Source organism: Rosistilla oblonga (genome assembly GCF_007751715.1).
Classification (GTDB): Bacteria; Planctomycetota; Planctomycetia; order Pirellulales; family Pirellulaceae; genus Rosistilla; species Rosistilla oblonga.
Genome location: NZ_CP036292.1, coordinates 4,083,040 through 4,104,675, shown reverse-complemented (window position 1 = coordinate 4,104,675; position 21,636 = coordinate 4,083,040). Strand labels below are relative to the sequence as shown.

General features: G+C 56.2%; 17 protein-coding genes and 1 tRNA gene. 10 read left to right on the top strand and 8 right to left on the bottom strand.

Features of this window, described 5'->3' with window-relative positions; all coding sequences use genetic code 11:
* Positions 1-354 precede the first annotated feature (354 nt).
* The 3 genes from CA51_RS14490 to CA51_RS14480 all read left to right on the top strand — a co-directional run bounded on the left by CA51_RS14490 (position 355) and on the right by CA51_RS14480 (position 3,521).
* Positions 355-428 (top strand) — tRNA-Met (locus CA51_RS14490).
* Between the two features lie 1,356 nt (positions 429-1,784).
* A complete protein-coding gene (locus tag CA51_RS14485; RefSeq protein WP_145121756.1) occupies positions 1,785-2,471 on the top strand; it encodes a PEP-CTERM sorting domain-containing protein in 687 nt (228 codons plus the stop codon).
* 324 nt (positions 2,472-2,795) lie between these two features.
* Positions 2,796-3,521 carry an HIRAN domain-containing protein gene (locus tag CA51_RS14480; protein WP_145121754.1) on the top strand — a complete coding sequence of 242 codons (726 nt, stop codon included), beginning with the start codon at positions 2,796-2,798 and terminating at the stop codon, positions 3,519-3,521.
* A 717-nt stretch (positions 3,522-4,238) separates the two neighbouring features.
* Here the strand turns inward: CA51_RS14480 and CA51_RS14475 are convergent.
* Entirely contained in the window at positions 4,239-4,670 is a 432-nt protein-coding gene (locus CA51_RS14475; protein ID WP_145121752.1) for a Fur family transcriptional regulator, read from the bottom strand.
* Between the two features lie 369 nt (positions 4,671-5,039).
* On the opposite strand from CA51_RS14475, the gene CA51_RS14470 reads away from it, so the two are divergent.
* The 5 genes from CA51_RS14470 to CA51_RS14450 all read left to right on the top strand — a co-directional run bounded on the left by CA51_RS14470 (position 5,040) and on the right by CA51_RS14450 (position 9,935).
* The gene (locus tag CA51_RS14470; protein WP_231745701.1) at positions 5,040-6,701 is read left to right on the top strand and encodes an outer membrane protein assembly factor BamB family protein; all 1,662 of its coding nucleotides are present in this window, start codon (positions 5,040-5,042) and stop codon (positions 6,699-6,701) included.
* 157 nt (positions 6,702-6,858) lie between these two features.
* Positions 6,859-7,269: a hypothetical protein gene (locus CA51_RS14465; protein WP_145121748.1), complete on the top strand. Its 411-nt coding sequence runs from the start codon at positions 6,859-6,861 to the stop codon at positions 7,267-7,269.
* On the top strand, positions 7,266-8,522 hold the full coding sequence (gene zigA / locus CA51_RS14460) for a zinc metallochaperone GTPase ZigA (RefSeq protein WP_145121746.1): 1,257 nt from the start codon (positions 7,266-7,268) through the stop codon (positions 8,520-8,522). Before CA51_RS14465 ends, zigA begins: the two co-directional genes overlap by 4 nt.
* A 2-nt stretch (positions 8,523-8,524) precedes the next feature.
* Positions 8,525-9,169 (top strand): MerC domain-containing protein, encoded by a 645-nt coding sequence (locus CA51_RS14455; RefSeq protein ID WP_231745700.1) that lies wholly within the window; start codon positions 8,525-8,527, stop codon positions 9,167-9,169.
* A 148-nt stretch (positions 9,170-9,317) separates the two neighbouring features.
* Positions 9,318-9,935, top strand: coding sequence for a hypothetical protein (locus CA51_RS14450; RefSeq protein ID WP_145121744.1), 618 nt, complete (start codon positions 9,318-9,320; stop codon positions 9,933-9,935).
* A 116-nt stretch (positions 9,936-10,051) separates the two neighbouring features.
* Here CA51_RS14450 and CA51_RS14445 read toward each other — a convergent pair whose 3' ends face one another.
* From CA51_RS14445 to CA51_RS14415, 7 genes are all read right to left on the bottom strand, one after another.
* A complete protein-coding gene (locus CA51_RS14445) occupies positions 10,052-10,762 on the bottom strand; it encodes a HoxN/HupN/NixA family nickel/cobalt transporter (protein WP_145121742.1) in 711 nt (236 codons plus the stop codon).
* Positions 10,763-11,491: 729 nt separating this feature from the next.
* The gene (locus tag CA51_RS25890) at positions 11,492-11,977 is read right to left on the bottom strand and encodes a hypothetical protein (RefSeq protein ID WP_197451188.1); all 486 of its coding nucleotides are present in this window, start codon (positions 11,975-11,977) and stop codon (positions 11,492-11,494) included.
* Positions 11,978-12,849: 872 nt separating this feature from the next.
* Positions 12,850-13,413 (bottom strand): hypothetical protein, encoded by a 564-nt coding sequence (locus CA51_RS26190; RefSeq protein ID WP_231745699.1) that lies wholly within the window; start codon positions 13,411-13,413, stop codon positions 12,850-12,852.
* 135 nt (positions 13,414-13,548) lie between these two features.
* Positions 13,549-14,715, bottom strand: coding sequence for a hypothetical protein (locus CA51_RS14430; protein WP_145121740.1), 1,167 nt, complete (start codon positions 14,713-14,715; stop codon positions 13,549-13,551).
* 325 nt (positions 14,716-15,040) lie between these two features.
* Complete coding sequence (locus CA51_RS14425) at positions 15,041-16,147, bottom strand: inorganic phosphate transporter (RefSeq protein WP_145121738.1); 1,107 nt, start codon at positions 16,145-16,147, stop codon at positions 15,041-15,043.
* Positions 16,144-16,365 carry a hypothetical protein gene (locus CA51_RS14420; protein ID WP_145121736.1) on the bottom strand — a complete coding sequence of 74 codons (222 nt, stop codon included), beginning with the start codon at positions 16,363-16,365 and terminating at the stop codon, positions 16,144-16,146. Before CA51_RS14420 ends, CA51_RS14425 begins: the two co-directional genes overlap by 4 nt.
* 888 nt (positions 16,366-17,253) lie before the next feature.
* Positions 17,254-17,481 carry a hypothetical protein gene (locus tag CA51_RS14415; protein WP_145121734.1) on the bottom strand — a complete coding sequence of 76 codons (228 nt, stop codon included), beginning with the start codon at positions 17,479-17,481 and terminating at the stop codon, positions 17,254-17,256.
* Between the two features lie 259 nt (positions 17,482-17,740).
* Between CA51_RS14415 and CA51_RS14410 the strand changes: the two genes are divergently transcribed.
* Together CA51_RS14410 and CA51_RS14405 are read left to right on the top strand one after the other, a co-directional pair.
* Positions 17,741-19,102, top strand: a complete 1,362-nt coding sequence (locus CA51_RS14410) for an alpha/beta hydrolase (RefSeq protein ID WP_145121732.1) — start codon at positions 17,741-17,743, stop codon at positions 19,100-19,102.
* Positions 19,103-19,185: 83 nt separating this feature from the next.
* Positions 19,186-21,591, top strand: a complete 2,406-nt coding sequence (locus tag CA51_RS14405) for an NAD(P)-binding domain-containing protein (protein ID WP_145121729.1) — start codon at positions 19,186-19,188, stop codon at positions 21,589-21,591.
* The last annotated feature ends 45 nt before the right edge of the window (positions 21,592-21,636 follow it).

Genomic DNA, 21,636 nt, shown 5'->3' with positions numbered 1-21,636 from the left:
ACAGGTATTGCGTCGCCACGCGAAACCGCCACATTCACTCGGCCCCGACAACTGGTGAGCCATCACCCCACTCCTTGGAACCAGCCTCGCAGCGCAGCGGCATTTGGCGTGCGATCGTCGCCCCAAAGCATGTCAATGTTTGACCAATGACCTAACTTAAGCTTCGCTGAACCAGCAAATGCTGAATGAACCAGATTCGCACGGTCACATTTCAGTCAAACCAGCGGCCTGAGAAGCTCTCTTTCGGAGCCGCCTGACAGTGGAAAAGCTAAGGGGAAATGAAGATTTCGCAGCGATCTGAATAAAATTCCGATCGGCCCTTGACTTTGGCACGCAGAATGCCGAAGATACCTGTGCGGGATGGAGCAGCCCGGTAGCTCGCGAGGCTCATAACCTCGAGGTCGTCAGTTCGAATCTGGCTCCCGCAACTCCAAAGGTCGCCTTTTGCTCGGCAAAAGCCGCGTCCGAACGAACAAGCCGGCATAGGTCAAAACGACCTGTGCCGGCTTTTTTCGTAGCTTTACCGCAGCCCTGCTATAGATCTAAGCGGGCCCCCGCCAGCGAAAGTCCTCTCGATGCGGCAGAGGAAATCATTCTATGCGAGTGGCCCCCCTGAAACCGATTTCGTGGGGGGGCGCCGCCTGAGGTTTGCGGACGCGGAGTCGGAACCCTCGTTGTAGCGTCTGACGCTTCGTTTCGCTTGCACCTTCGGCGATCCCGACAACACGGAACGGACGCCGTAAAACGGCAAGCGTTCTGCTCAGGTAGGCAGAAGGTCAATCTAAATGACGAGGGAACCACGTTTCTGCCGGCAACGTGATTTCGAACTCCTCTAGCCCAAGCAGAAGACGAAAGGTGACTCTGGATACGTATTTGTGCAAGCGGCCGATCAGGGCAGAGCTTGGGTGTCGCAGCTGCAACCTCGGCTGGTTTAACCAGTGGGGGGGCGGGAGCTATGAAATCGAATTTGTAATGCGGGTTGTTCAGCCACCTTTTGGTGGGATTGGCCAACAGTTAATAAACGGCAGTGGCTGAAGTGTTGAAGAAAGTGCGAATCGAATAAACCGATCTTTGTTTCCTGCCCCATGCTAGGGCCGTTGGAAATCGACGGCTCTGGATTAATCCGCGATGGAGTGGCAATTTCAGCCGTCCGTATCAGTTTCTTGGCATCTTATTGCTGCGGCAAAGGGTGGGGAACGCTGGGGGCTAGGTCGGCGACTCCAGAATCTTGCCTTTCCTTTGCAGTGAGCCTGGCTCGCCTCAACCGCACAACTTTGCAGATTTTGACGGAAAACGGGGGCGAGTGCTTGTTGCCCCCCGGACGGTTGGCTACGATTGCTCACATGGATGCCAGAATGCCCCTGATAATCTTAACGCTGATGCTTTGCCCGTCGCTGGCAAAGGCCGGGCTGATGGTCCATTCGCAGCTAGGTTCGAGCGTTTCTCAGGCAAGTGGCCCCGCGTCTATTCTGGGTGTTGTTCCCGAGGGCGAGGGGGAACATCAGGAGCAGATTCAGCGCACTATTCCCGTGAAGGGACTTGCTACATCGGCGTCCGACACTACGGGTTCGACGGCGTCCTTGGACGGCGTTAAGCCACCTTTGCCAGCCGCGGAATTGCGCTGGCAATTCTCGATCGGGGACAGTTGCCTGCCGCATCCGCCAAACTATCGTTCTCTCCTGAAACCTTCATAGAGACACAACAATTGTTTTTGTTAACGGGTCACGGCTTCATCCGCTCTGCCCATATCGCAGTGGAATCGCTGTGTATTCTACAAGATTTTATTGAATCTATTACTCAACTCATCCTCAACAAGAGGATACATTCAAGGAAACGAAATGAGACGTTTTGTGTTAGCGATTGCATGCATCGCGATGACCGTTGTTATGGCGGAAGAGTTGCACGCGGGTGTCATTATCACCTACTATGATAACGGAGAGGATTTGTTCTTCGACTATGCTGGCTCTTTAGACGCAGACACTGGCACTATAATACCGGGAAAACGCTCGGTTGTATCGCACATAGGCGCCAGCCAGACCGTATTCTTTAGTGCTGTTGGCGGTTTTGGTTTTGTGGGAAATGACAATGGAGCCTCACATACGCCGGGACTATTCGCAACAAACATCCGTGCCGATTATGTGGATGAAGACGGCTTTAGCTCCGGAACGGGTTTTATGTTCGGTGTGCTCCACGGAATTGACGGTTCCACCGTATCAATGAATCTCTGGGGAGACTGGGGACTTCCCAACACAGCCATTAATGGCCGACTCGTTTTGCCGGGACAGACTGTGCTCGGTATCGGAATGGTTGACGGTTGGAGTGCCCAAACGGACTGGGGGACGATAACTTTCCGGGACGCCGCAAGTGTGAGTACTGTCCCGGAACCCACTTCCCTCGCAATTTTTGGTATCGGTGCCTTGAGCCTAGTCGCAAGTCGCAGACGCCGGAAGGACAAAGTCGATTTGGTTTAATTCCGGCTTGGCCAATATCTACCCAAATATCGAACGGTAACGCAGGCGGGGCTATCGAATTAGCCCCGCCGCTTTCGTTTCGTAATCTTGTTGGCGTGTTTCTGTACCCGTCGTGCCGTGCCTGCAAGTCTCTCGTCGACTAATCATTCGATCCTGCCTACCACATCGAATCACTACCAGTTCTGCTGTAGGCGTCTTATTGAGGTGCTGCGACGGGGCCCGATGCAAACGGTCTGGATACCGGGAAATCCACCTTTGTCGACTTGCCTACGAGTTAGACTCGGGGATCTTTTCACCTGACTCGAATCTGTCCGTCCGTTCAAAATGGCGGCGAACGAATCGGCGCTTGCAATGGCCGATGTGACGTGGTTCGAAATTGCAACGCTAAAACGACCTGCAGTGATTCCACTTGGAGGCGACAACTATCTGAAGGAAATTGGTACAGGGACAGCGTTCCTAACAACGAAACAGGTCTCCATGATCGGAGAACTACAATCAAAAAAGTTCGTTTTGAATTCGGTTCAGCGAGTCACTCGCTATGCTGACGGGATCTTGTTCAATCGATCGTCGGGCAAAAGCGTCTTTTTGAAAACTCCCATGCTTTCGGAGCTGTCTGCTCGTTTCGGACTGGTCGCAGAATACACGTGCAGCGGCGAACCCGTGCTTGGGGTAAGCCCGTCGAGTAATTTCATTCCGAACATCGTGGATGCAGAAGTCATCGAGCCGATGACCACGCATCCAAACCGTAACCGCAACGCCGATTCAGATCCTCGCTACACGTTTCGCGTTGTAGGAGACTTCGTAGGCAATCGGGAAAGCCATATTCGTAGGCTTCGTGTGGGGGACCAGATATGGCTCGTAAAAGAACCCAGCAATGTGCATGATCCACATGCCGTCGCCGTGTTCGATGTGACCAGAAATCAGCTCGGCTACCTGAAGCGTGATGTCGCTTCGTGGTTCAGTCCTTTGCTGGGACGCAAAACGAACATTGAAGCTCGCGTCCATTGTTTCACCTCCGAAGGCGCTCTTATCGTCGGAGTCTATTGCTGAGACGTAAAGCAACGCACATGCATGAAGAAGGTTAGCGTGCCGGACAACGAATACGTGCACGCCATGCGATTGGGCCTTGGGATAGAAATGGGGCCTCCGGGGGGTACCGGCAGCAGGCCTTCTCAAGTCTTAGGAATTTGCGTTATCGAATGTCTCGGGAGACATTACGATCGCTTCGCCCCGAGTGCTCAGCAGCTCTATCGCGTCGCATCTTGCGATGGTCTCGCGTTCCCGGGCCCAGGGTAACACGTTGAGGACGGGCTGGCCGATTAATGCAGCTGCGGGGTGTGTTTTGCGTTGTGGGCGAAGCGATCGGCTCTTCGGTTCTTTTCGCCTGCATATCGCCTGGGGAAACTTTTGGGGTATTGGATCCGCGGTGCGTGGGGATGATTTGTTGGTCACTGCCATTTTCGTCAGCTCTGTAGTAGCCCCAGTTCCGCTCCCTCGCGTTCGACCGGACTCGAAACGCATGTGCCTCGCAAAACGCTGAGCTATCGAAGTGCTTGCAAATGAAGTGGCTGGCGGTCGAGTGTCTTCAGAGCATTTGCTGCGGTGAAACGTTGAACGGACCCAGTCGTCTCGTCAAGAATCGCGTCGGGGGGAGATGACGCAAACAGAGCGTCCGCTGAGTCGGCGATTGCTGGATGAATCCCGCGAGTGCTGTCGCGGTCAACGCTGACGATCTTCGTTTGCTCTGACGGCCGATGGGGTTCCCATCTACTTGCAGTCGTTGCAGTGACCTTGCAACAGAATCTGGGTGACTTCCCCAACTGCCTCGCTGGCACGCTGGCTCCCGGCGGTCAGCTTGACGTCGGACAGGCAAGAGACGGTGCCGCAGTCGACGCACAAAAAATGAGGGTGCCCGGTGTCGTGTTCGTCATTGGGATCGATGGCTTCAAATCGCCACACGTGATCACCAACTTGGGTACGACGCACCAACTTCACCTCAGCCATGTCGTTCAGGCTGCGAAAGACTGTCGCTTTGTCGACGTTCACGTCCGCCAAGCCCTCGACGACAGCGGAATGGGTCAGCGGTTGAGAGGACCGGCGAAGCAGTTGCAAAGTGGCAATCCGCGCCGGCGTGGCTCGCAGCCCCGCGTCGCGAATCGCTTGCTTGACCAGGTCAAGCGATTCATCGTGTTGGCTCATGAAAACTCCTTAGAGTCCTTCATCATATGTGTTCGCAACCGTTTTGCAAGTGCGAAAGCGATGACCGCAGGGCTATTGAGTGTTTCCAATTGAGGTATCAGCCGCCACGCGTTAGCGTCCGGTTTACCTGGAGAACCGGACGCTAACGCGTGGCGGCTAATTTCCCTAAGCACAAACACTGATTAGCCCTGGCGATGACGGTTCAAGCAACCGAGCCGACTCTTGCAATGTATTTGCATCTGGGAGTTGACAAGCGACGCGATGACGTCATGATTTACCGCAACGCCACCGCACATGCATACGGCGTGCACCTGCAGTGCAATGCGAGAACTTGTTGATTCCTCGTTTTCATCCAGAAAGTCCACAGTCATGATTCCTGCTCCTTTTCATGGTTTTTCGCAAGCCGCCTCGTTTCTGCGGGGACTTGCGGTTTTGTCCATCGGTCTGATGTTCAGCTCGACCGGTTTCCTGCGGGCCGACGATGCGGTTGGTTCCTGGTCCAGCTTCCGCGACGGAGGAGCCTCGCGAGCGTCATCGGCACTACCAACGCGGTGGTCGGCGAGCGAGGGGATCGCGTGGCAGAAGGAGCTGGAGGGTTACGGGCAATCGGCACCAGTGATCCATGCGGGCAAAGTGATCGTGACTTCGGTCATCGGGCCAAATTGTCAGCAGATCGCAGTGGACTGTTTGGATTTCGCGACGGGGCAAGCGGCTTGGTCGTACCGGCGAGCCTCTTCGAACGAGCATCCTTCGAACTACATGAACGCTCGTGCCGCACCGACACCGATCGTCGACGAGGCGGGGGTTTACGCGTTCTTCGAAACCGGCGACTTTGTCGCGCTCGATTGGGAAGGGGAAATGATTTGGCACCGGGACGAAACGGAAACGTCGGGAAAGTTTGATAACAGTCATGGCATCGGAGCTTCGCCAGCTTCGGATGCCACGTCGCTCTACTTACTGATTGAACATGGCGGACCGTCATCGCTTTCCGCGATCAACAAAACAGACGGTTCGGTGCGATGGTCCATCGAGCGGGATTCAACCAAATCGTGGGCTTCGCCAGTGATCGCGACGGTCGATGGCCGATCGCAAGTGATCGTCAGCAGCGGTGGCACGGTGACGGGCTACGACACCGCCGATGGAAGCGAGGTCTGGCAGCTAGATGGTGTCGAAGGCAACTCGGTTCCCTCGCCGGTTGTCGACGGCGAGCGATTGATCGTCGCGGCGCGGTTGCCCGAATTCTCGAGCGACGGGCAAGTCCGAGCCAATTGCGCGGTGGACCTCTCGCGATTAAAGGACGGCAAACCCGAGGTCCTTTGGCGGGCCGAAAAGGCGATCAGTGAATACGCCAGCCCGGTGGTATGCGGTGAGTTCGTCTACTTTTTGAACAAAGCGAACGTGCTGCACTGCATCGATATCGCCACCGGGGAGATCGCATATCGAAAACGATTGTCGTTGGCTTGCTGGGCAACGCCGATCGTCGCCGGCGATTTGGTTTACTTTTTTGCCAAGAGCGGCGAAACGAAAGTCGTCCGCGCTGGTCCCACCTACGAAGAACTGGCGGTAAACGCACTATGGGACGTAAGCAATCCGCCGGCTCCGCTGCACTACCGGGAATCCCAAGGTGGTCATGGCGGCCATGGAGGAGGCGGCGCCCCCGGTGCGCATGCAAAGGAAGCCATTCCTACAAAAGAGAGCCCGGTCGGCGGTCACGGTGGCGAGGGACCAAAGAAAGCTCCCGGCGGTGGAATGGTGGCTCGCATGATGGCTGGCGATGCCAATGGCGACGGCGTCCTGGAGGGTGAGGAAGTGCCCGAGATGTTCCGCGCGATGATCGGTCGAATCGACACCGATGGTGACGGTCGCATCGATGCCGATGAACTCGAAGCGATGGCCAAAAGCTTTGCCGAGCGTCGCAAGGATTCCGCCGCGTCGGCCCGAGACCCGATCGTCTACGGTGTCGCTGCCGCCGATGGTCGGATCGCGATCCGCACCGGCACACGCTTGTACGTTGTCGCCCACGATCATTGATCCTATTCGCGTTCGGGTGGCAATGGAGCGATATCCATGTCGCCAACAACCAACGACAGTTTTGGGAAAGTATCGCCCTCATGCAAACGCAGTCGCCCATGTAACCGCATTGCGTCTGCAGCGATGTTACCCCCGCCTCGATCCTTGGAGAAGTCTCGTGTTTCGCCTCTCGCTTTTAGCTGCTGTTATCGTCTGCCTGTTGGGTGCCCAGCTTCGCGGCGATGATCCGTCCGCATTGCTAATCGCCACGTCGCACCAGCGGACTGCTTCATCGCTGCCGCCACTACCTCACGGCTCGCGGGTCGTTGTCTTGATCCAGGACAGCGAAGACGACTACGCCACGGTCAACGCGAGGGCCCTAAGGGCGCGCGATGCGACGCACATCGTCTTTGACCGCGCCGAGCAATCGCCGCTCGTCACATTGTTTTGTGAACGCTTAACAATACGAGGCGCGATCCCCATCGGACTCCACAAGCCGTCGTCACAACCTCTCGATCTAGCGAAATCAATAAAAGACGCTTCAACCCAAACCAGCTTCGCCAACTTTTTTGCAGGGCCACAACAATGAATCCCTCGGTTTCCACCAAACGTCTTCCCGTCACGGTACTTTCCGGTTTTCTCGGGGCTGGCAAGACGACGCTGTTGAATCACATTTTGACCAACCGCGACAACCTTAAAGTCGCGGTGATCGTCAATGACATGAGCGAAGTCAACATCGACGCGGCTCTGGTCAAATCGGGCGACGCGAACTTGTCGCGAACCGAAGAACAATTGGTCGAGATGTCCAACGGCTGCATCTGTTGCACGCTCCGCGAAGATCTGCTTGTCGAAGTCCGGCGACTGGCTCGCGACGGCCGCTTCGACTACCTGCTGATCGAATCGACGGGCATCAGCGAACCGCTGCCGGTGGCCGAGACGTTCACCTTCGAGGACGAGGAGGGTGAAAGTCTTTCGATGATCGCCGAACTCGACACGATGGTCACCGTCGTCGATGCGGGCAACTTCATGAAGGATTTTGGTTCGTGGGACGATCTGGCCGACCGGCGGATGGGACTGAGCGAAGATGACACGCGGAACATCGTGGACCTGCTGGTCGACCAAGTCGAATTCGCCAACGTGATTATCGTCAACAAGACCGATCTGATATCGCCGTACGATCTCGAACAACTCAACCGCATCCTCCGCAAACTCAACGCCAAAGCCAAGATCCTGAACACGACCGAAAGTCGATGCGAACTGGCGGAGATCATGGGGACCGGCTTGTTTTCGCTCGACGAAGCCGAAGCGCAACCGGAGTGGCTCGCCGTTCCGCGTGGCCAGGAGGAGACCGAAACGGAAGAGTACGGCATTTCGAGTTTTGTCTATCGCAGCGAGCGACCGTTTCACCCCAAGCGACTGACCGAGGCGCTCGATGGGGACATGGACGACGGTTTGTTCAGCGGCGTGCTTCGCAGCAAAGGTTTGATGTGGATCGCTTCGCGTCACGATTGGGCCTACGACTGGTCGCAGGCCGGTTGCTCGATTCGCATGAACCCCGCGGGCTTCTGGTGGGCCGCCGCGCCGGACGACGCATGGCCCGATGACGAATCGTTGGTCGCGGAGATTCGTTCCAAGTTCGTTGGCGAACATGGCGATCGACATCAAGAACTTGTGTTTATCGGCAACGCGATGGACCCACAGCGAATCACCAACATTCTGGACGCCTGCTTGCTGACCGATCTGGAATTTACACAAGGCCCTGAACTTTGGGCCAATTTTGAAGACCCGTTGCCGGGGATCGAACTGGAGCCCGGTGAAGAACTGATGGAAGAGGAGGTTTGAAGATGGATGATGTAATGCAACCAACATCGATCGGCCCGCGCGGATCGGAACCACGGCTCGCGGACAGCTCGTCAGCCACCTTCGGATGGCAGGATTGGATCGGGATCGTCGCCTCGATCGGATGCGCGATCCACTGCGCCGCGATGCCTTTCGTGATTGCGTTCCTGCCAGCTTTGGGACTCAGTTTCCTCGCCGATGAAGGTTTCCATCGCTGGATGGCGTTGGCCTGTTTCGTGATCGCACTGGCGGCGTTTGTGCCGGGTTTTCGCAAACATCGTCGCTGGACGCCCGGTGCGATCGCGATCGTCGGCCTTTCGCTGATCACATTCGCCGCGTTCGGATTCGCCGGGGATTGCTGTGCGGCTTGCGAGTCTCCCGCAGGAACCGAAGTCGCTGCCACGGCGTGCGCGGATGCCTGCTGTGAACACTGCGCCGTGAACGCGACCGCGGAAACAAAAAGCAGCAACCCATCCAATGCGAGCTTTGTCACCGCATCGGTAGTCTCGCCGAACTTCCTGACGGGAATCGCCCCTTGGATCACACCACTGGGCGGCATCCTGCTGGTCTCCGCTCACCTGCTCAACCGAAGGTACGGATGTCTATGCGGATGTTGCGAGGCCAAGCCGGCCGCAAAGGTAGCCGAATGATGCCTGCACCACCGGGCACATCCGATCTCGTTGTCATCGGTGCCGGTGCGGTCGGTAGGCTGTTCGCCATTGCAGCTGCGCCAGGGGAGCAACACGCATCGCGACGGCAAAATATTCCCGATTGGGTCCCCCTGTATGAGATGTCGCCATGATCGACCGCGTTTGGGCAACCGGTTTGTTAAGTCAACAGATCTGGTGTTGGGGACAAGACGTGAAGCGGCCCGAAGGAAACTGGTTGCTCGAGATCGGATTCGAGCGCACCACACCTCCGGAACACCGCAAGGAATGTTCCAGCGTCTACACGTTGGCAATCAACGATCGCACGAGAATCACGCTCCGTGGGTTCGGCATCTACATTGGTGACGACCTGCGGGGAGGAATGTTTATCGAACGCTACGGTTTCACGCCGAAGTATTCGTCAAAGTCTCGCTTGGATTGCCCCCCTTGGTCTACTAACGATCTGCCCGACTTTCAATTTCCGGACGCCCAACAACGCGATCCAACTGCGATGCTGTTGCTCGATCTATTGGATTGGATTCGGCAGTACGAGCTGGAAGTCGTCAAGCGACTGGGCATCGATTACCGCCGTAACACGTTGATGCAATGGAACAACGGCAAACGGCCCTTCATCCCGGCGGAACAAATGGCGTCGTCGTGGCGAGAACTAACCATCGCAATCGCAGCCAATCCGGATGCATGGATCTCTTTGAACGCGGACCAACCCATTTCGTCGGGCAACCGTGCGGAAGAAGGAAGTGAGCAGTAGTCGCACTACTACCAAACTTCCAGTCAGGGTCGTAGCCGGGATTCCTCACTGGAATGACTCTGTCGAGAAGTTCCAGCGAGAGCATTGCGTAGATAGGATTGAAAGGGAAAGTGAACTCAGCCCGCCATAGCGACTCGCGCGGCGTAGAAGAGGCCAACGCCCAATATCAGGATGGCGCGAATGTAGCTCCATGGCAGTTTTGCCAGTCGGCTCTCTTCGCGAATCAAGCTGCCACCGAATCGTTGCAGTAACATGCCGACGCATGTGAGTGAACTGGCGATACCGGCGGCGAACAGACCGATCACGGCATAGGCGGCGACCGGCGAACCGGTGGACATGCTGGTGAAGTAGGCCGCCAGCGCCGAAGGGCAGGGGAGCAAGCCGAACGCAACACCAAGCAGGGCACTCATCGAGTAGCTCGACTTCGCCGATGGCGGTTTTGCATCGCAATCTTCATCGCGATGGTGTCGGCAGCCGCACTTCTTTGCCGGTTTGGCTCGATAAGCGGCCCACAACATCCAAGTTCCTACACAGAGAACCAAACCGGCACTGATCCACTGCAACGTCGCCGTCATCGCCTCGTTGTCATGATGGTGATCGCCGGTGATTAAATGATGCGTCAGATGCACGGCCATCGCGATGGCAATCAAGGAGACCGAATGGGCCAGCCCACTGGAGAGCCCCATCACCAGCGGATGCCAATAGCTACGTCGCTCGCCGGACAGGTAGACCAACATCGCGGTCTTACCGTGCCCAGGTTCGAGTGCGTGCAGCGCGCCGAGGAAGAACGCAACGCCGAGCGTCAATTCGTGCGTGTGTTGATGCATGAAAATGCCAGAATCCGAAGATGAGAGTTTGCTTCGGAGACATTACGGAAAAAACAAGCAACAGGTTCACGACAAAGGCGGTGTTTGTAATGCCCTTTGACTGCCCTGCTTGTCGAATGCTTGGGTCTGGTGGGCGGCTTGCCGCACCAGCCCGAACAGGTTGCGTGACGGAGCGGTCGCTCCATTGGAGTGACGCAACAAACGGCGTCACTCGCTCATTCAAACAATCCTCGTTTTCTCAGCGACCACGGCGCGATAGGGGACACCCTCAAAATAGCGCGCGATAGGCGCGATATAGCGCGATAGGGGACGCGATAGGGGACACCCTCAAAATGCTTGCCTTTACGGAGGCAGTTGCCTAGAATTCCATAGTCTAGATACAGAGGAAGCAACTGCAGCGACATTTGAGTTTGCTTGTAGCTGGAGGGATTTGTGATGGCTCGGCAAGCGCGAGGTGAGGTGATTGATCCAGAGCAAGTGCAGATCCTGCATTGCATCGAGCGATGTGTCCGGCGCGCTTTCTTGTGTGGCGAGGATCCCTATACCGGACAGTCGTTCCAACACCGCCGTGGTTGGATTCGGGAACGACTCGAATTCCTGGCCTCCTGCTTTGCAATCGATTGCCTGACGTTTTCGATTATGAGCAATCACCTGCACTTAGTGCTCAGAAGCCGTCCGGACGTCGTTGCTGTGTTGTCCGATGAAGAGGTCGCACGACGGTGGTTGCGATTATTCCCCGTCCGTTGCAACGATGACGGGAGCCCGGCCGAGCCATCGGACGCAGAAATCGCGTCGATCGTCAACAACGAACAAGTTCTTGCTCAGCGCCGTCGTCGGCTGTCGGATATCAGTTGGTGGATGCGGTGCACGGCGGAGAACATTGCCCGACGCAGTAACGCGGAAGATGACGTGAACGGTCACTTTTGGGAGGGTCGGTATAAAGCGCAGTTGATTCTCGATGAAGCAAGCCTGTTGGCCTGTGCAGCCTATGTCGACCTCAACCCAATTCGCGCTGCAATCGTCGAAACGATTGAAGCAAGCGAATTTACCGGCGCCAAGGAGAGGGTCGACGACATCACTTGCGCTTCGGAGCAGAACCGGAAGCACGGTCATGATTGGGAGCGAAGTCGAATACCACACCACAGCGGATGGATGAGTCCAGTGGAGATCGACGAGCGAGACGATCCGATCGGCGCGGACATCGATTCGAGTCATCGTCGGTCGAGTTGCAAAGGTTTTTTGTCGATATCCTTGTCCAAGTATCTCGAACTGTTGGATTGGACAGGACGTCAATTGCGAGACGACAAACGAGGCTCGATCCCTGCCGAACTCGCGCCCATTCTGACTCGTATCGGAATCGACGCACCCACTTGGTGCGACTTGGTCAAGCGATTCGGGCGTCTGTTCAAACGAGCCGCTGGCACATCGGAGAGTCTCTGCAAAGAAGCCGCTCGCCGCAGGCAGGCATGGATGCAAGCTCCAGGAAATCCATTAGTTGGTCCAGCCCCTCCGTAAAGCTCCGCCACAGTCCCTCAAACTCACCTGAACTGCGGCCATTTTCAGACCGAACCACCGATTATCGCTTGCGGCAATAGCTTGGAACGGACAAAGCAAACTCAACTCCCATCGACGCCCCGCCACAACGTCTCCTGTCCACTCAAAGTCACCCATCCACCGCCACGCAAAACACCAGCTCCCAGTACCGAATGGCTTGAGTAATCCGAAAGAATGACTGTCCCCAAAAACGGTGTTTGGCTGTCCCCAAAACGCTCTGGAAAGAATGACTGTCCCCAAAATCCGCTGAAAGTTTGGCTGCCCCCAAAACGTCCTTCTTGAGTATGCCGAAAGTTTGGCTGTCCCCAAAACGCTCTGCTTGAGCAAGCTGAAAGTTTGGCTGTCCCCAAAACGCCAAAAAACGGTGTTTGGCTGTCCCCAAAACGCGCCGAAAGTTTGGCTGTCCCAAAAACGCTGTCGCTCACGCTCCGCATCGTTCAACCGAACGATGTGAGCCCTTTTTATTAAAAACCTCCGTGTTCCCAGCAGCTTCACCGATTTGCGCAACGCTAGTTTTGGAAACTGCCCTACCACTAGTCTTGAAGACGAGCCTTTGGCTTGGACGTAAATGTTCCTTTGGGACCGACCAGCTTTTCAGGTGTCTTGCCAATGCTTTCGAAAATCTCCCAAACGCCTTTCGGGCTCAGTCGAACACCCTTCGCCGGAGTGAGAACTGTTGTTTTCTTGTCGATATCGCAGGTAACTCGGGCGATCGCTTTTTCCTTGTCAAAGCGAGCCGTAATTTTTTTGACGCAACCACCACACATTTCACCGACGGTCACCGTCGTCGTGGTCACTTTCTTTTCGTCGGCATGAGCCTGCGACGAAACCAATAACGCGGCGAGCACAACTGCGGTCATCGAGAGTCGCGCTACTTGGTTGAAGTTCATCAGCATGTTTGAATCCTGTCTTTCTGTGAGTGATCGTTGGATGTACCGGCAAGAAATCGCGGGAACATGTTCCAGGAAGCCACCGGCGTGTTTCGCTCGGGCGGTCACAAAACATTGATTGAATTGAACGCCCCAAATGGAACCAACTGAAGCGAAGTGGATACCGTTTGAACATGTTTTCTCAGCCCGATTGTCGATCACGCCCATGGGGTGTGCAAGTGCAGAGTTCGGATTTGTCAGCCGCCGTGTTGCGAGTTGCCACTCCAACGCGGTATACGCCCGGGGCTCAATCAGGCTGCGTCAGGCAACGTTTCGAAGCTTGGAACAAACGGCGTCACAAGCTCATCCGAATAGTCCTCGTTTTCTCAGCGCCGACTTGAGCATGTTGAGTGTTGGGTTGTCCTTGGCGAGCTTGGTTGCGCAATCGCGAGCAAGCTGATCCCCCCTATCACCACCAATGGCTTCTCGAAGATCGGCGAGGATATCGGCTGCGGCTTTGTAGTTTGCAGTTCCGCCGGTGTTGGCGATTTCCTCGGCTTCGGCCAACCAGGTTTTGGGAGCTGACTTCATCTTGTCCATCCTGGCCTGGCGTTCTTTCTCCGCCTTGGCCGCCGCTCGCTTCGCCTTGGCTTGATCCTTCTTTTTCTGAATCCTGTTTGCCTCCTCTCGCTGCTCCGCGGTGGCGTCCAACAACTCATCAAGCGTGCGTCCTCGCACCATCGTGGGCCAATCATCGATCGATCCCGACTCGCGAAGTTCGGCCAACAGCTCTGCTTTGACCGACACGGGATCCTCTTTCAAAAGCCGCTGTAGCAATGCACGTGAGCGCGCCTCGGTGATGGATTGCACCCAGTCTTGAACCGGATCCTCGTCGCTGTTGTTCGGGTCGAACCCAGGAACACCTTCCGCTGCTGCCTTCAGGATCAAGGGATCGTGTCCAAAGAACGGTAGCAACTCGGTGCTCAACGCAGGCATCTTGTCGAGACCATGCGGAACCGGTGGCTCGACCATCTCCTCAGGCTCTTCATTGTCGTCGTAGGCCGCGCACAGCCACAACAGGTACAACGCGCGCAGATCGCCGCCGATCAATTGCTCGCGTATTTTCGCCAGCGAATTCAAGTAGTCATCGAAATCCCAAACCTCTTCGATCTCGCCTGATTCATGAAAGGGGGCCACCGACAAAATACCGCCATTCCCTTTCGCGTCCTGCTTCCATTGCAAACCGTCGCAAAAAAGAAATGCCGGGATTATTGACGCGGGTAATGGAAGGCCGCTGGGCAACCGCAATCGGATCTCGCGGTAGCCGTAGTTGGCATAAGCGAGGTGGACATCAAACCCGCGACGCAGCAAACCATCGACATCACCACGAAACGAACTGTAGTGGTACTCGACCGACATCTCCCATTGCGAAAGTTCGGAATGCGACGATTGTTTTTCGGCGAACGCGAGTTGTTTGTCGTCCAGTGGCCGGTCGATGGCACGAAAGACCACGTATTGATATTCGCTCATAACGTCCCTGTTTCGGGTAGAAGAGACCAGCAAACCAAATCTTGAACCGAGAATCTATGCTGGATTGGAAGCATGTTCGAGCGGTGGCGAATTGATTTTGCCCAAAAATGGGAAAGACCGCAGATGACCTCTGGCCGGACGAACAACTTCCGCGTTCAGTTTAGGCACTATCTCTTAAAATGTGTTTTATCTGTCGTCGCGTCGCTGTTACCCAGTCAAGGTTTTGCATAGTTGTCCGCGTCGCAGGCTGCCTCGCGAGCGACGATGTCGCGATTGTTCAGTAGCACTATCGTATCGCAACTTGGACGAAAACGCGCGGTCGAGGCTACGTTAATATGTTGAAGACGAGCCAGCCGATCAATGCAGCGGCGGGGAGTGTTGTGACCCAGGCGAGCAAGATGTGAGCAATCGACTTCCAGTTCGCTTGGCCGGTTAGGCTGCCGATGCCAAACAGTGCGCCGCATGAAACATGAGTGGTCGATACGGGCAAGCCCCAGCGACTTGCGAAGACGACCAGGATCGACGTGACGAGATTTGCGGAGAATCCTTGGCCCGCGTTCATTTCAGTAATGCCGTGGCTCAGCTTCTCGGCGATCTTCTTCGCACCGAACCATCCGCCGATGCCGATCGCCGCTCCGCAGACGACCGTCGCAGTCAGGGAATTCAGAGCGGGAACAATCAGAAGCAGCGCGGCGATCTTTGGCGTGTCATTTAGGCCACGCGCAAAGCTCACCATTCCGGCGGAAAGAAAATGCATCGTGTCGAGCGTCTGCCGCGCGTCGACACCCACAAGGTTACCGGCATAGTGATCTCGGCAACTGACGTTGGTTCCCAACCGGATCGAAAGCTCCTCGGCACGCGACATCGACATCGCGCACGATCCCAACGGAACCACCTCGACGACCTCGCGGCCACTGCAAAGACACGTCTCTTTCGTAATCCCCATCGCGATCCGAGTTCGACGAAACGTCAAATAGAGGACTGCCGTTACGAGGATCGCAATCAAAGGGCTTAGCAACAGCGGTGCCATCAGCTTGGTCGAAAGAACATTCCAATCGACGGCAAACGACGAGGCCCCCGCCGCGCCGACCATCGACCCCACCAAAGCGTGAGTGGTAGAGATTGGAAACCCAAGGCGGCTCGCCAGCATCACCGTCACACCCGCCGCCAACGCGACAGCAACGCCAAATTCGTTCTGAGCCACCAGCGCGTCGGGGACGATTCCTTTGCCAGAGAATCGTTCGAGTAGTTCGCGAGCGAGCCAAACCGCGGTCAGCGAACCTGCCGCGGTGGTTACCGTCGCCCACACGAGTGCTCGGCGGTACGTCGTCGTGTCACTGCCGTAAAGCGTGGCGACGCCCTTGAAATTGTCGTTCGCACCATTGGCGTAGGCCAGCAACACGCCGGCAACGAGGGCAAGAAGGACGATCATTGGGCGACTCCGATCCTATCGACCGCTTCCTGGCGACTCGCACCGCAACCGCAATCCCCTTCGGTGATCGCTTCAGGCATTGCCGCCAGCACGTGGGGCGAGAGTTCTACACGCAAACTCTGCGTCGGTGCAACGGGGTGATGAGATGCGGCATGTTGCTGTTTGACGGAAGCCCCGGCGACTTGTTGATCTCGATCGCTGGACAATTCTGTTTCCATAGGGCCGACTTCGTTTCGGATGCAAATTGTATCTGCTTCACGTCGGAAACGTGAAGCACTTCGCAAGAGTAGACGGTGTACCCGTGCGATGCTTACACAATTCAAGGAAACTTTTTGTAGATGCCTACTGAGACGAAGAGGCAGCCATTCCGACGCCTCAAGCATCGCATCATCTATCAGGTTCCTGGATCGCCTAACGTGTGCCCGAGCCGCCAGATGGTACAGAACGTGTGCCCGAACCGCCCGGAGATGAGTAGTTTTGCGCTGGGGCGGGAGTTGGAGGCGATAGCGTCGAATTACTCGATCCAGAACCCTGATAGACCGGTTGTGATTGCGAAGGCGATCCATAGCTGGCCGAAGGAGCCGGGCAGCTACCGTTGTGGCAGGCTCCCGATTGGCGGCATCCGGAAAGCAGTAAGCATCCAAGCGTAGCAATGCCAACAACTGACGCAGTGGCGAGTAATTTTCGAGACATTGGGCATCCTTACGAAAGGTTGGCACGGGGGAACGAGGAACGAGAACTTCTGTCTTGTTCCTATCGGCTAGGCAAGTCCGTTTGCTGTGTGAGCCGACACACACGGGTGAGGATTGATTTACGAAATACCGGAGCCTTTGGTCTGTGAAGTCCCTCACCGTTGTCGCAGTTCACCGTTTAACGACGTCAGGTGACGTGAAGCGTCCAATCGATCCTAAGCCAGCTCGCGAGAATGTTCGGGGCGAGGTTTGACTTTGGTTTGTCGCAGTGTGTCGCAGTGTGTCGCCTCAACCGGACGACGCATTTCCAGCCCGAAGAATACGGGAAATTACAAACCGGCCTGCTTCGTTCAACCGGAAAACTCCTGCTAGCAAGGAGGCACATCTTCAGTTCACCAGCAAGTGTGTTGAGTCTCACAGACTCGGCAGTCTGCGGATGCGATGATTGGCAACATGCATTCCGATGGCCACTGAATAGCGAATGGCGTAGCGGAAGCCAGGCATCCGCTCGCACATCGCGCTGCGGATGCTCGGAAACGTAGCCTCGGCTACCGTCTCTTTCAATTGGTCACGGACGACCTCGATGATGCAACCATGGACGAACGACAATCCCATTCCTGCCGCCTGGGCGGTGTTTGCCATCACTGCTTGGTTCGCTCGTGCCCCGCTGCATTGGATCGTTAACAATGCAACCGAGGCTCATCGGTCGGTTCGGCTGGTGGCGTATTGCTGCATCGATGCCATGATGGCGGTTCAAGCTTCTCTTTGTGCGCATAGTCTGTTTCTCCCCGCGTTGACTTTGCTCTTGTTTGTCCCCGGCTGAGCGACGGACCATCCCAATTCGTCGCTTGCCGCGATCTACAACCCTCTGGCGCAGCGGCCCGACTATGAACGCAATCCGGTGATCGTGATCCCGGGGGTGTTGGGTTCACGGCTGGTCGATGAAGAGACCGGTAAGATCGTCTGGGGGAAGTACGACAAGATTCGTTTTCGTCGCCAGCAATCCGAGGATCTGGCAGAGGTATCGTTACCGATGGCGCAGGGTGTTCCGCTGTCACAATTGCGAGACAGCGTTCGCAGCGATGGAACTCTGGCCTATTTGGAATTGAGCGTGTTCGGGATACCGGTGGAACTGCAAGCGTACAACCAGATACTTCAAACCCTCGGCGTCGGTGGATATCGCGATTCCTCCGCTCCCAAATCGGATGAGTTCAATTATGGGGACGAACACTTCACCTGTTTCCAGTTCGACTACGACTGGCGGCGAGACGTCGCGGAGAACGCGGCGTTGCTCGATCGATTCATCGCCGAGAAGCGTGAATACATTCGTGCTGAGTATGCAAACCGGTATGGAATCACCGACACGGAAATCAGATTCGACATCGTGGCGCATTCTCTCGGTGGCCTGCTCTCCCGATATTACTTGCGATACGGTTCGCAGCAGCTGCCCGACGATGGTTCGTTGCCAACGTTGGACTGGGAGGGAGCGAGAAACGTGGAGCGGTTGGTGATGGTCGGAACTCCCAATGCCGGATCGGCGTTCGCGCTTCGGGACCTGGTCAATGGACATCAGTTGTCGCGCGTGCTCCCCTACTATCCACCGGCGGCGTTGGGAACGATGCCGTCGATCTACCAGATGCTACCGCGGCCGCGTCATCAAACGCTCGTCGATGCCAAGAATTCCGATCAAGCATATGACTTTTACGATCCAGATCTGTGGCGGCAGATGAAATGGGGATTAGCCGATCCGAACCAAGACGACATCTTGCAAGAACTGTTGCCGGATGTCGCTGATCGCGAAGCGCGCGAGTGCATTGCTCTGGATCATCAACGCAAGTGTTTGCTCAAAGCCAAGCAGTTCCACCAGTCGCTCGATATTCCGGCGACGCCACCACCGGGAGTGACGTTGCATCTGTACGCTGGCGACGCGATTGAAACGCCCGCCGTGATGTCCGTCGACATGGAAACCGGACAGTTGGAAGTCGCGCACAGCGTGCCCGGTGACGACACGACCACGCGGCACAGCGCAGTAATGACCGAGCAGCCTGTCGACGCCGTCTCAACACGCCCCGCTTCCCCCATTCGTTGGGATAGCGTCACGTTCCTGCACACGAGCCACCGCAAACTAACCGCGGATCCCGTCTTTACCGACAACGTCTTGGCGTTGCTGCTTCAGTCGCCGCGCCACGATCAGACGCCAATTCACTCTCCGTCGTCCGTTGGTGCGTCAGTTCACAGACAGCAATTGGAACGGATTCCATAATCGGTCCGTTGGCGTGATCGCTCTTTGATAACTTCAGGAAACGCCGCTCTCGAAATCAATCTCAATCCGTACAGGGAGGTACGATGGCGGCAAACGCAAGCAAGTCGGACCGCAAGAAGACGTCTTATTTTGCCACGGTCCCGCCGCAGGAAATCCTGCCGATCGTCAATAGCCGGTACGAGTCGAGCGTGAAAGGCATCTACGTCATTGGCGATGTCACGGGGCTGCCGCTGGTCAAGGTTGCCGCGAATCAGGGTGCCAGCGTCATCGCGAAGATGAAATTCGATGATGGGTCGGCCGCGGATGATGGGCGGCTCGACCTCGTCATCATCGGTGCGGGACCTGCCGGATTGTCCGCCGCGATGGAGGCGCAGGAACGGGGGCTGAAGTATGTCGTTCTCGAACGCAACAAAATTGCCAGTACCGTTCGCAGCTTTCCGCCCGGCAAGAAAGTCTATGCCGAGCCGCAGTTCGTGCGCAACGAGAGCAAGCTCGATTTCGACGAAGACTTGGATAAGGACGATTTTCTGGCCCGAGTCAATCGCTTGGTCGCCGAGAAGAAGTTGCACATCAAGGAAGCGACAGAGGTTGATCGCGTACGGAAAGTTGGAGAGCGGCGGTTCGAGGTCGAGACGAAGTCGGGGAAATCGTTTCCGACGCAGCAAGTGTTGGTCGCGGTTGGGCGGCAAGGTCAGGCGCGACTACTTGAATGCCCCGGGGCTGACAACGCTGCAAAGGTCACCTACCGGCTGCACACGCCGGAGGACTACAACGATGCCGACATCATGGTCGTCGGCGGAGGGAACTCGGCGATCGAAGCCGCCCTGCTGTTGATGCCACACAATCGCGTCACCCTTTCGTATCGCGGCGATGATCTGTTTCGAGCCAAAGAAGAAAATCGCCAGTTGATTGAACAGGCCCAGCGGGACGGTCGGCTGAACATTCTGTATAAGAGCAACCTTAAAGCGATACGCGACGACGAAGTCGATATCGACGTCGATGGGCAATCGCACACGTTGGCGAACGACCATGTGATCGTGCAGATAGGAACGCTTCCGCCGGTCGATTTCCTGATCGACATGGGGCTGGAACTCGACGGCGTTTGGACTGGCAAGCGGCTGGCATTGTCTGTCGTCGGTTTGCTCGTCGGCATCATCGTCTATTTCTACTCAAAGAACTTTGTGTTTCACCCCGATGCGGCGGGCGAGGGCAAGTTGTTGCTGCCAGGGCTGGAGTCGATCGTAGGACCGACACAACTGGGCTTCGCCGCGTTTCTGACGGGAACCGTCCTGCCGATCGCTTGGCTCAGCCTGCTCGCGTTGAAACTCATCAACGGAAACATGCAAGCGCGTGGGCGTGCTGCGTTGCTTCCCATACCGCACTCAACCTTCATGCTGATCGCCGGTGGTTTGCTGTATGCCGGATCGCTGGTTGCACCGGACGTCCTCACACTCGATCCATCTGCAGCAGGCGATGGCCCCTACTTTGTGCCAGGTTTTACTTGGTTGTACAACGTTGTCCCGAAGTACTTCAGCAATGCATACGGTCTCTATTACCTGGTCTACTTCTCCGCGATCGCTGGATTCGGTTTGTACTGGGCGATTAAGGCAAACCATCGGCTGATCTGGCGGCGGAACCTGACGATCATCGCAACGCAGTGGACTTTGTGGTGGGGGATTCCGACGTTTCTAGTCGTGTTCATTGGTCGCAATCCGTGGACACCGCTGCTGACGCGATCGCTGAATGCCTGGCCATTGAATATGGGCGCTTTCAACGTCGATCCAGTGGTTGGGCCCGGTGATCCCGCCTGGTGGCATACCGTCGCGGTCGTCGGTGTCGTTTGGGCAGCTGTCCTAACCTTCATCATGATTCCACTGGTGACAATTCGCTGGGGAAAGATCTACTGCTCGTACATCTGTTCGTGTGGAGCGCTCGCAGAAACCGTCGGCAATGGTTTTCGCCATCGCGGGCCCAAGGGAGATACGCCTCGCAAGATCGAGCGGATGGGTTTCATCTTCATCGCACTAGCGACAGTGGCAACGATCGCCGATCTCTACGGATTTGAAGGACCGCTGGGGCAATACAACTTGTGGGTTGGAACGGCCCTGGCCGGCGCGGTCGCAATTGGCCTGTATCCGTTCCTTGGACAACGTGTGTGGTGCCGGATGTGGTGTCCATTGGCGTTCTGGATGAACTTTTGGGGACGCTGGTCTCAGTTCAAGATCACGCCGGAGAAAGGCAAGTGCATCGACTGCAACGTTTGTAATCAGTACTGCCAAATGGGGATCGACATCAAATCGAGCGCGTTGAAAGGCGAACCGATCACTTTGGAGGATTCACCCTGCGTCGGCTGCAATGAGTGCATTGTTCGCTGCCCGATGGAGATCCTGCATCTAGGTGACTTGCCCATCGCAAAACAGAATGCGTCAGCATCGCTTCCTATCGTCAACTCACCATTGATCAAACCTCGCAAACGCGAAATTGTCTGACGACGTGAAGCCACACATCACAGAAGCTAATTGCAGGAACACAAC

What these genes read in the sequence shown, in the direction of transcription:
- CA51_RS14480 (WP_145121754.1), top strand. Translation starts at nt 2,796, where the DNA reads ATGGCGGCGAACGAATCGGCGCTTGCAATGGCCGATGTGACGTGGTTC.
- CA51_RS14475 (WP_145121752.1), bottom strand. Translation starts at nt 4,670, where the DNA reads ATGAGCCAACACGATGAATCGCTTGACCTGGTCAAGCAAGCGATTCGC.
- CA51_RS14470 (WP_231745701.1), top strand. Translation starts at nt 5,040, where the DNA reads ATGATTCCTGCTCCTTTTCATGGTTTTTCGCAAGCCGCCTCGTTTCTG.
- zigA (WP_145121746.1), top strand. Translation starts at nt 7,266, where the DNA reads ATGAATCCCTCGGTTTCCACCAAACGTCTTCCCGTCACGGTACTTTCC.
- CA51_RS14455 (WP_231745700.1), top strand. Translation starts at nt 8,525, where the DNA reads ATGGATGATGTAATGCAACCAACATCGATCGGCCCGCGCGGATCGGAA.
- CA51_RS14450 (WP_145121744.1), top strand. Translation starts at nt 9,318, where the DNA reads ATGATCGACCGCGTTTGGGCAACCGGTTTGTTAAGTCAACAGATCTGG.
- CA51_RS14445 (WP_145121742.1), bottom strand. Translation starts at nt 10,762, where the DNA reads ATGCATCAACACACGCACGAATTGACGCTCGGCGTTGCGTTCTTCCTC.
- CA51_RS25890 (WP_197451188.1), bottom strand. Translation starts at nt 11,977, where the DNA reads ATGACTCGAATCGATGTCCGCGCCGATCGGATCGTCTCGCTCGTCGAT.
- CA51_RS26190 (WP_231745699.1), bottom strand. Translation starts at nt 13,413, where the DNA reads ATGGGCGTGATCGACAATCGGGCTGAGAAAACATGTTCAAACGGTATC.
- CA51_RS14430 (WP_145121740.1), bottom strand. Translation starts at nt 14,715, where the DNA reads ATGAGCGAATATCAATACGTGGTCTTTCGTGCCATCGACCGGCCACTG.
- CA51_RS14425 (WP_145121738.1), bottom strand. Translation starts at nt 16,147, where the DNA reads ATGATCGTCCTTCTTGCCCTCGTTGCCGGCGTGTTGCTGGCCTACGCC.
- CA51_RS14420 (WP_145121736.1), bottom strand. Translation starts at nt 16,365, where the DNA reads ATGGAAACAGAATTGTCCAGCGATCGAGATCAACAAGTCGCCGGGGCT.
- CA51_RS14415 (WP_145121734.1), bottom strand. Translation starts at nt 17,481, where the DNA reads ATGGCAAACACCGCCCAGGCGGCAGGAATGGGATTGTCGTTCGTCCAT.
- CA51_RS14405 (WP_145121729.1), top strand. Translation starts at nt 19,186, where the DNA reads ATGGCGGCAAACGCAAGCAAGTCGGACCGCAAGAAGACGTCTTATTTT.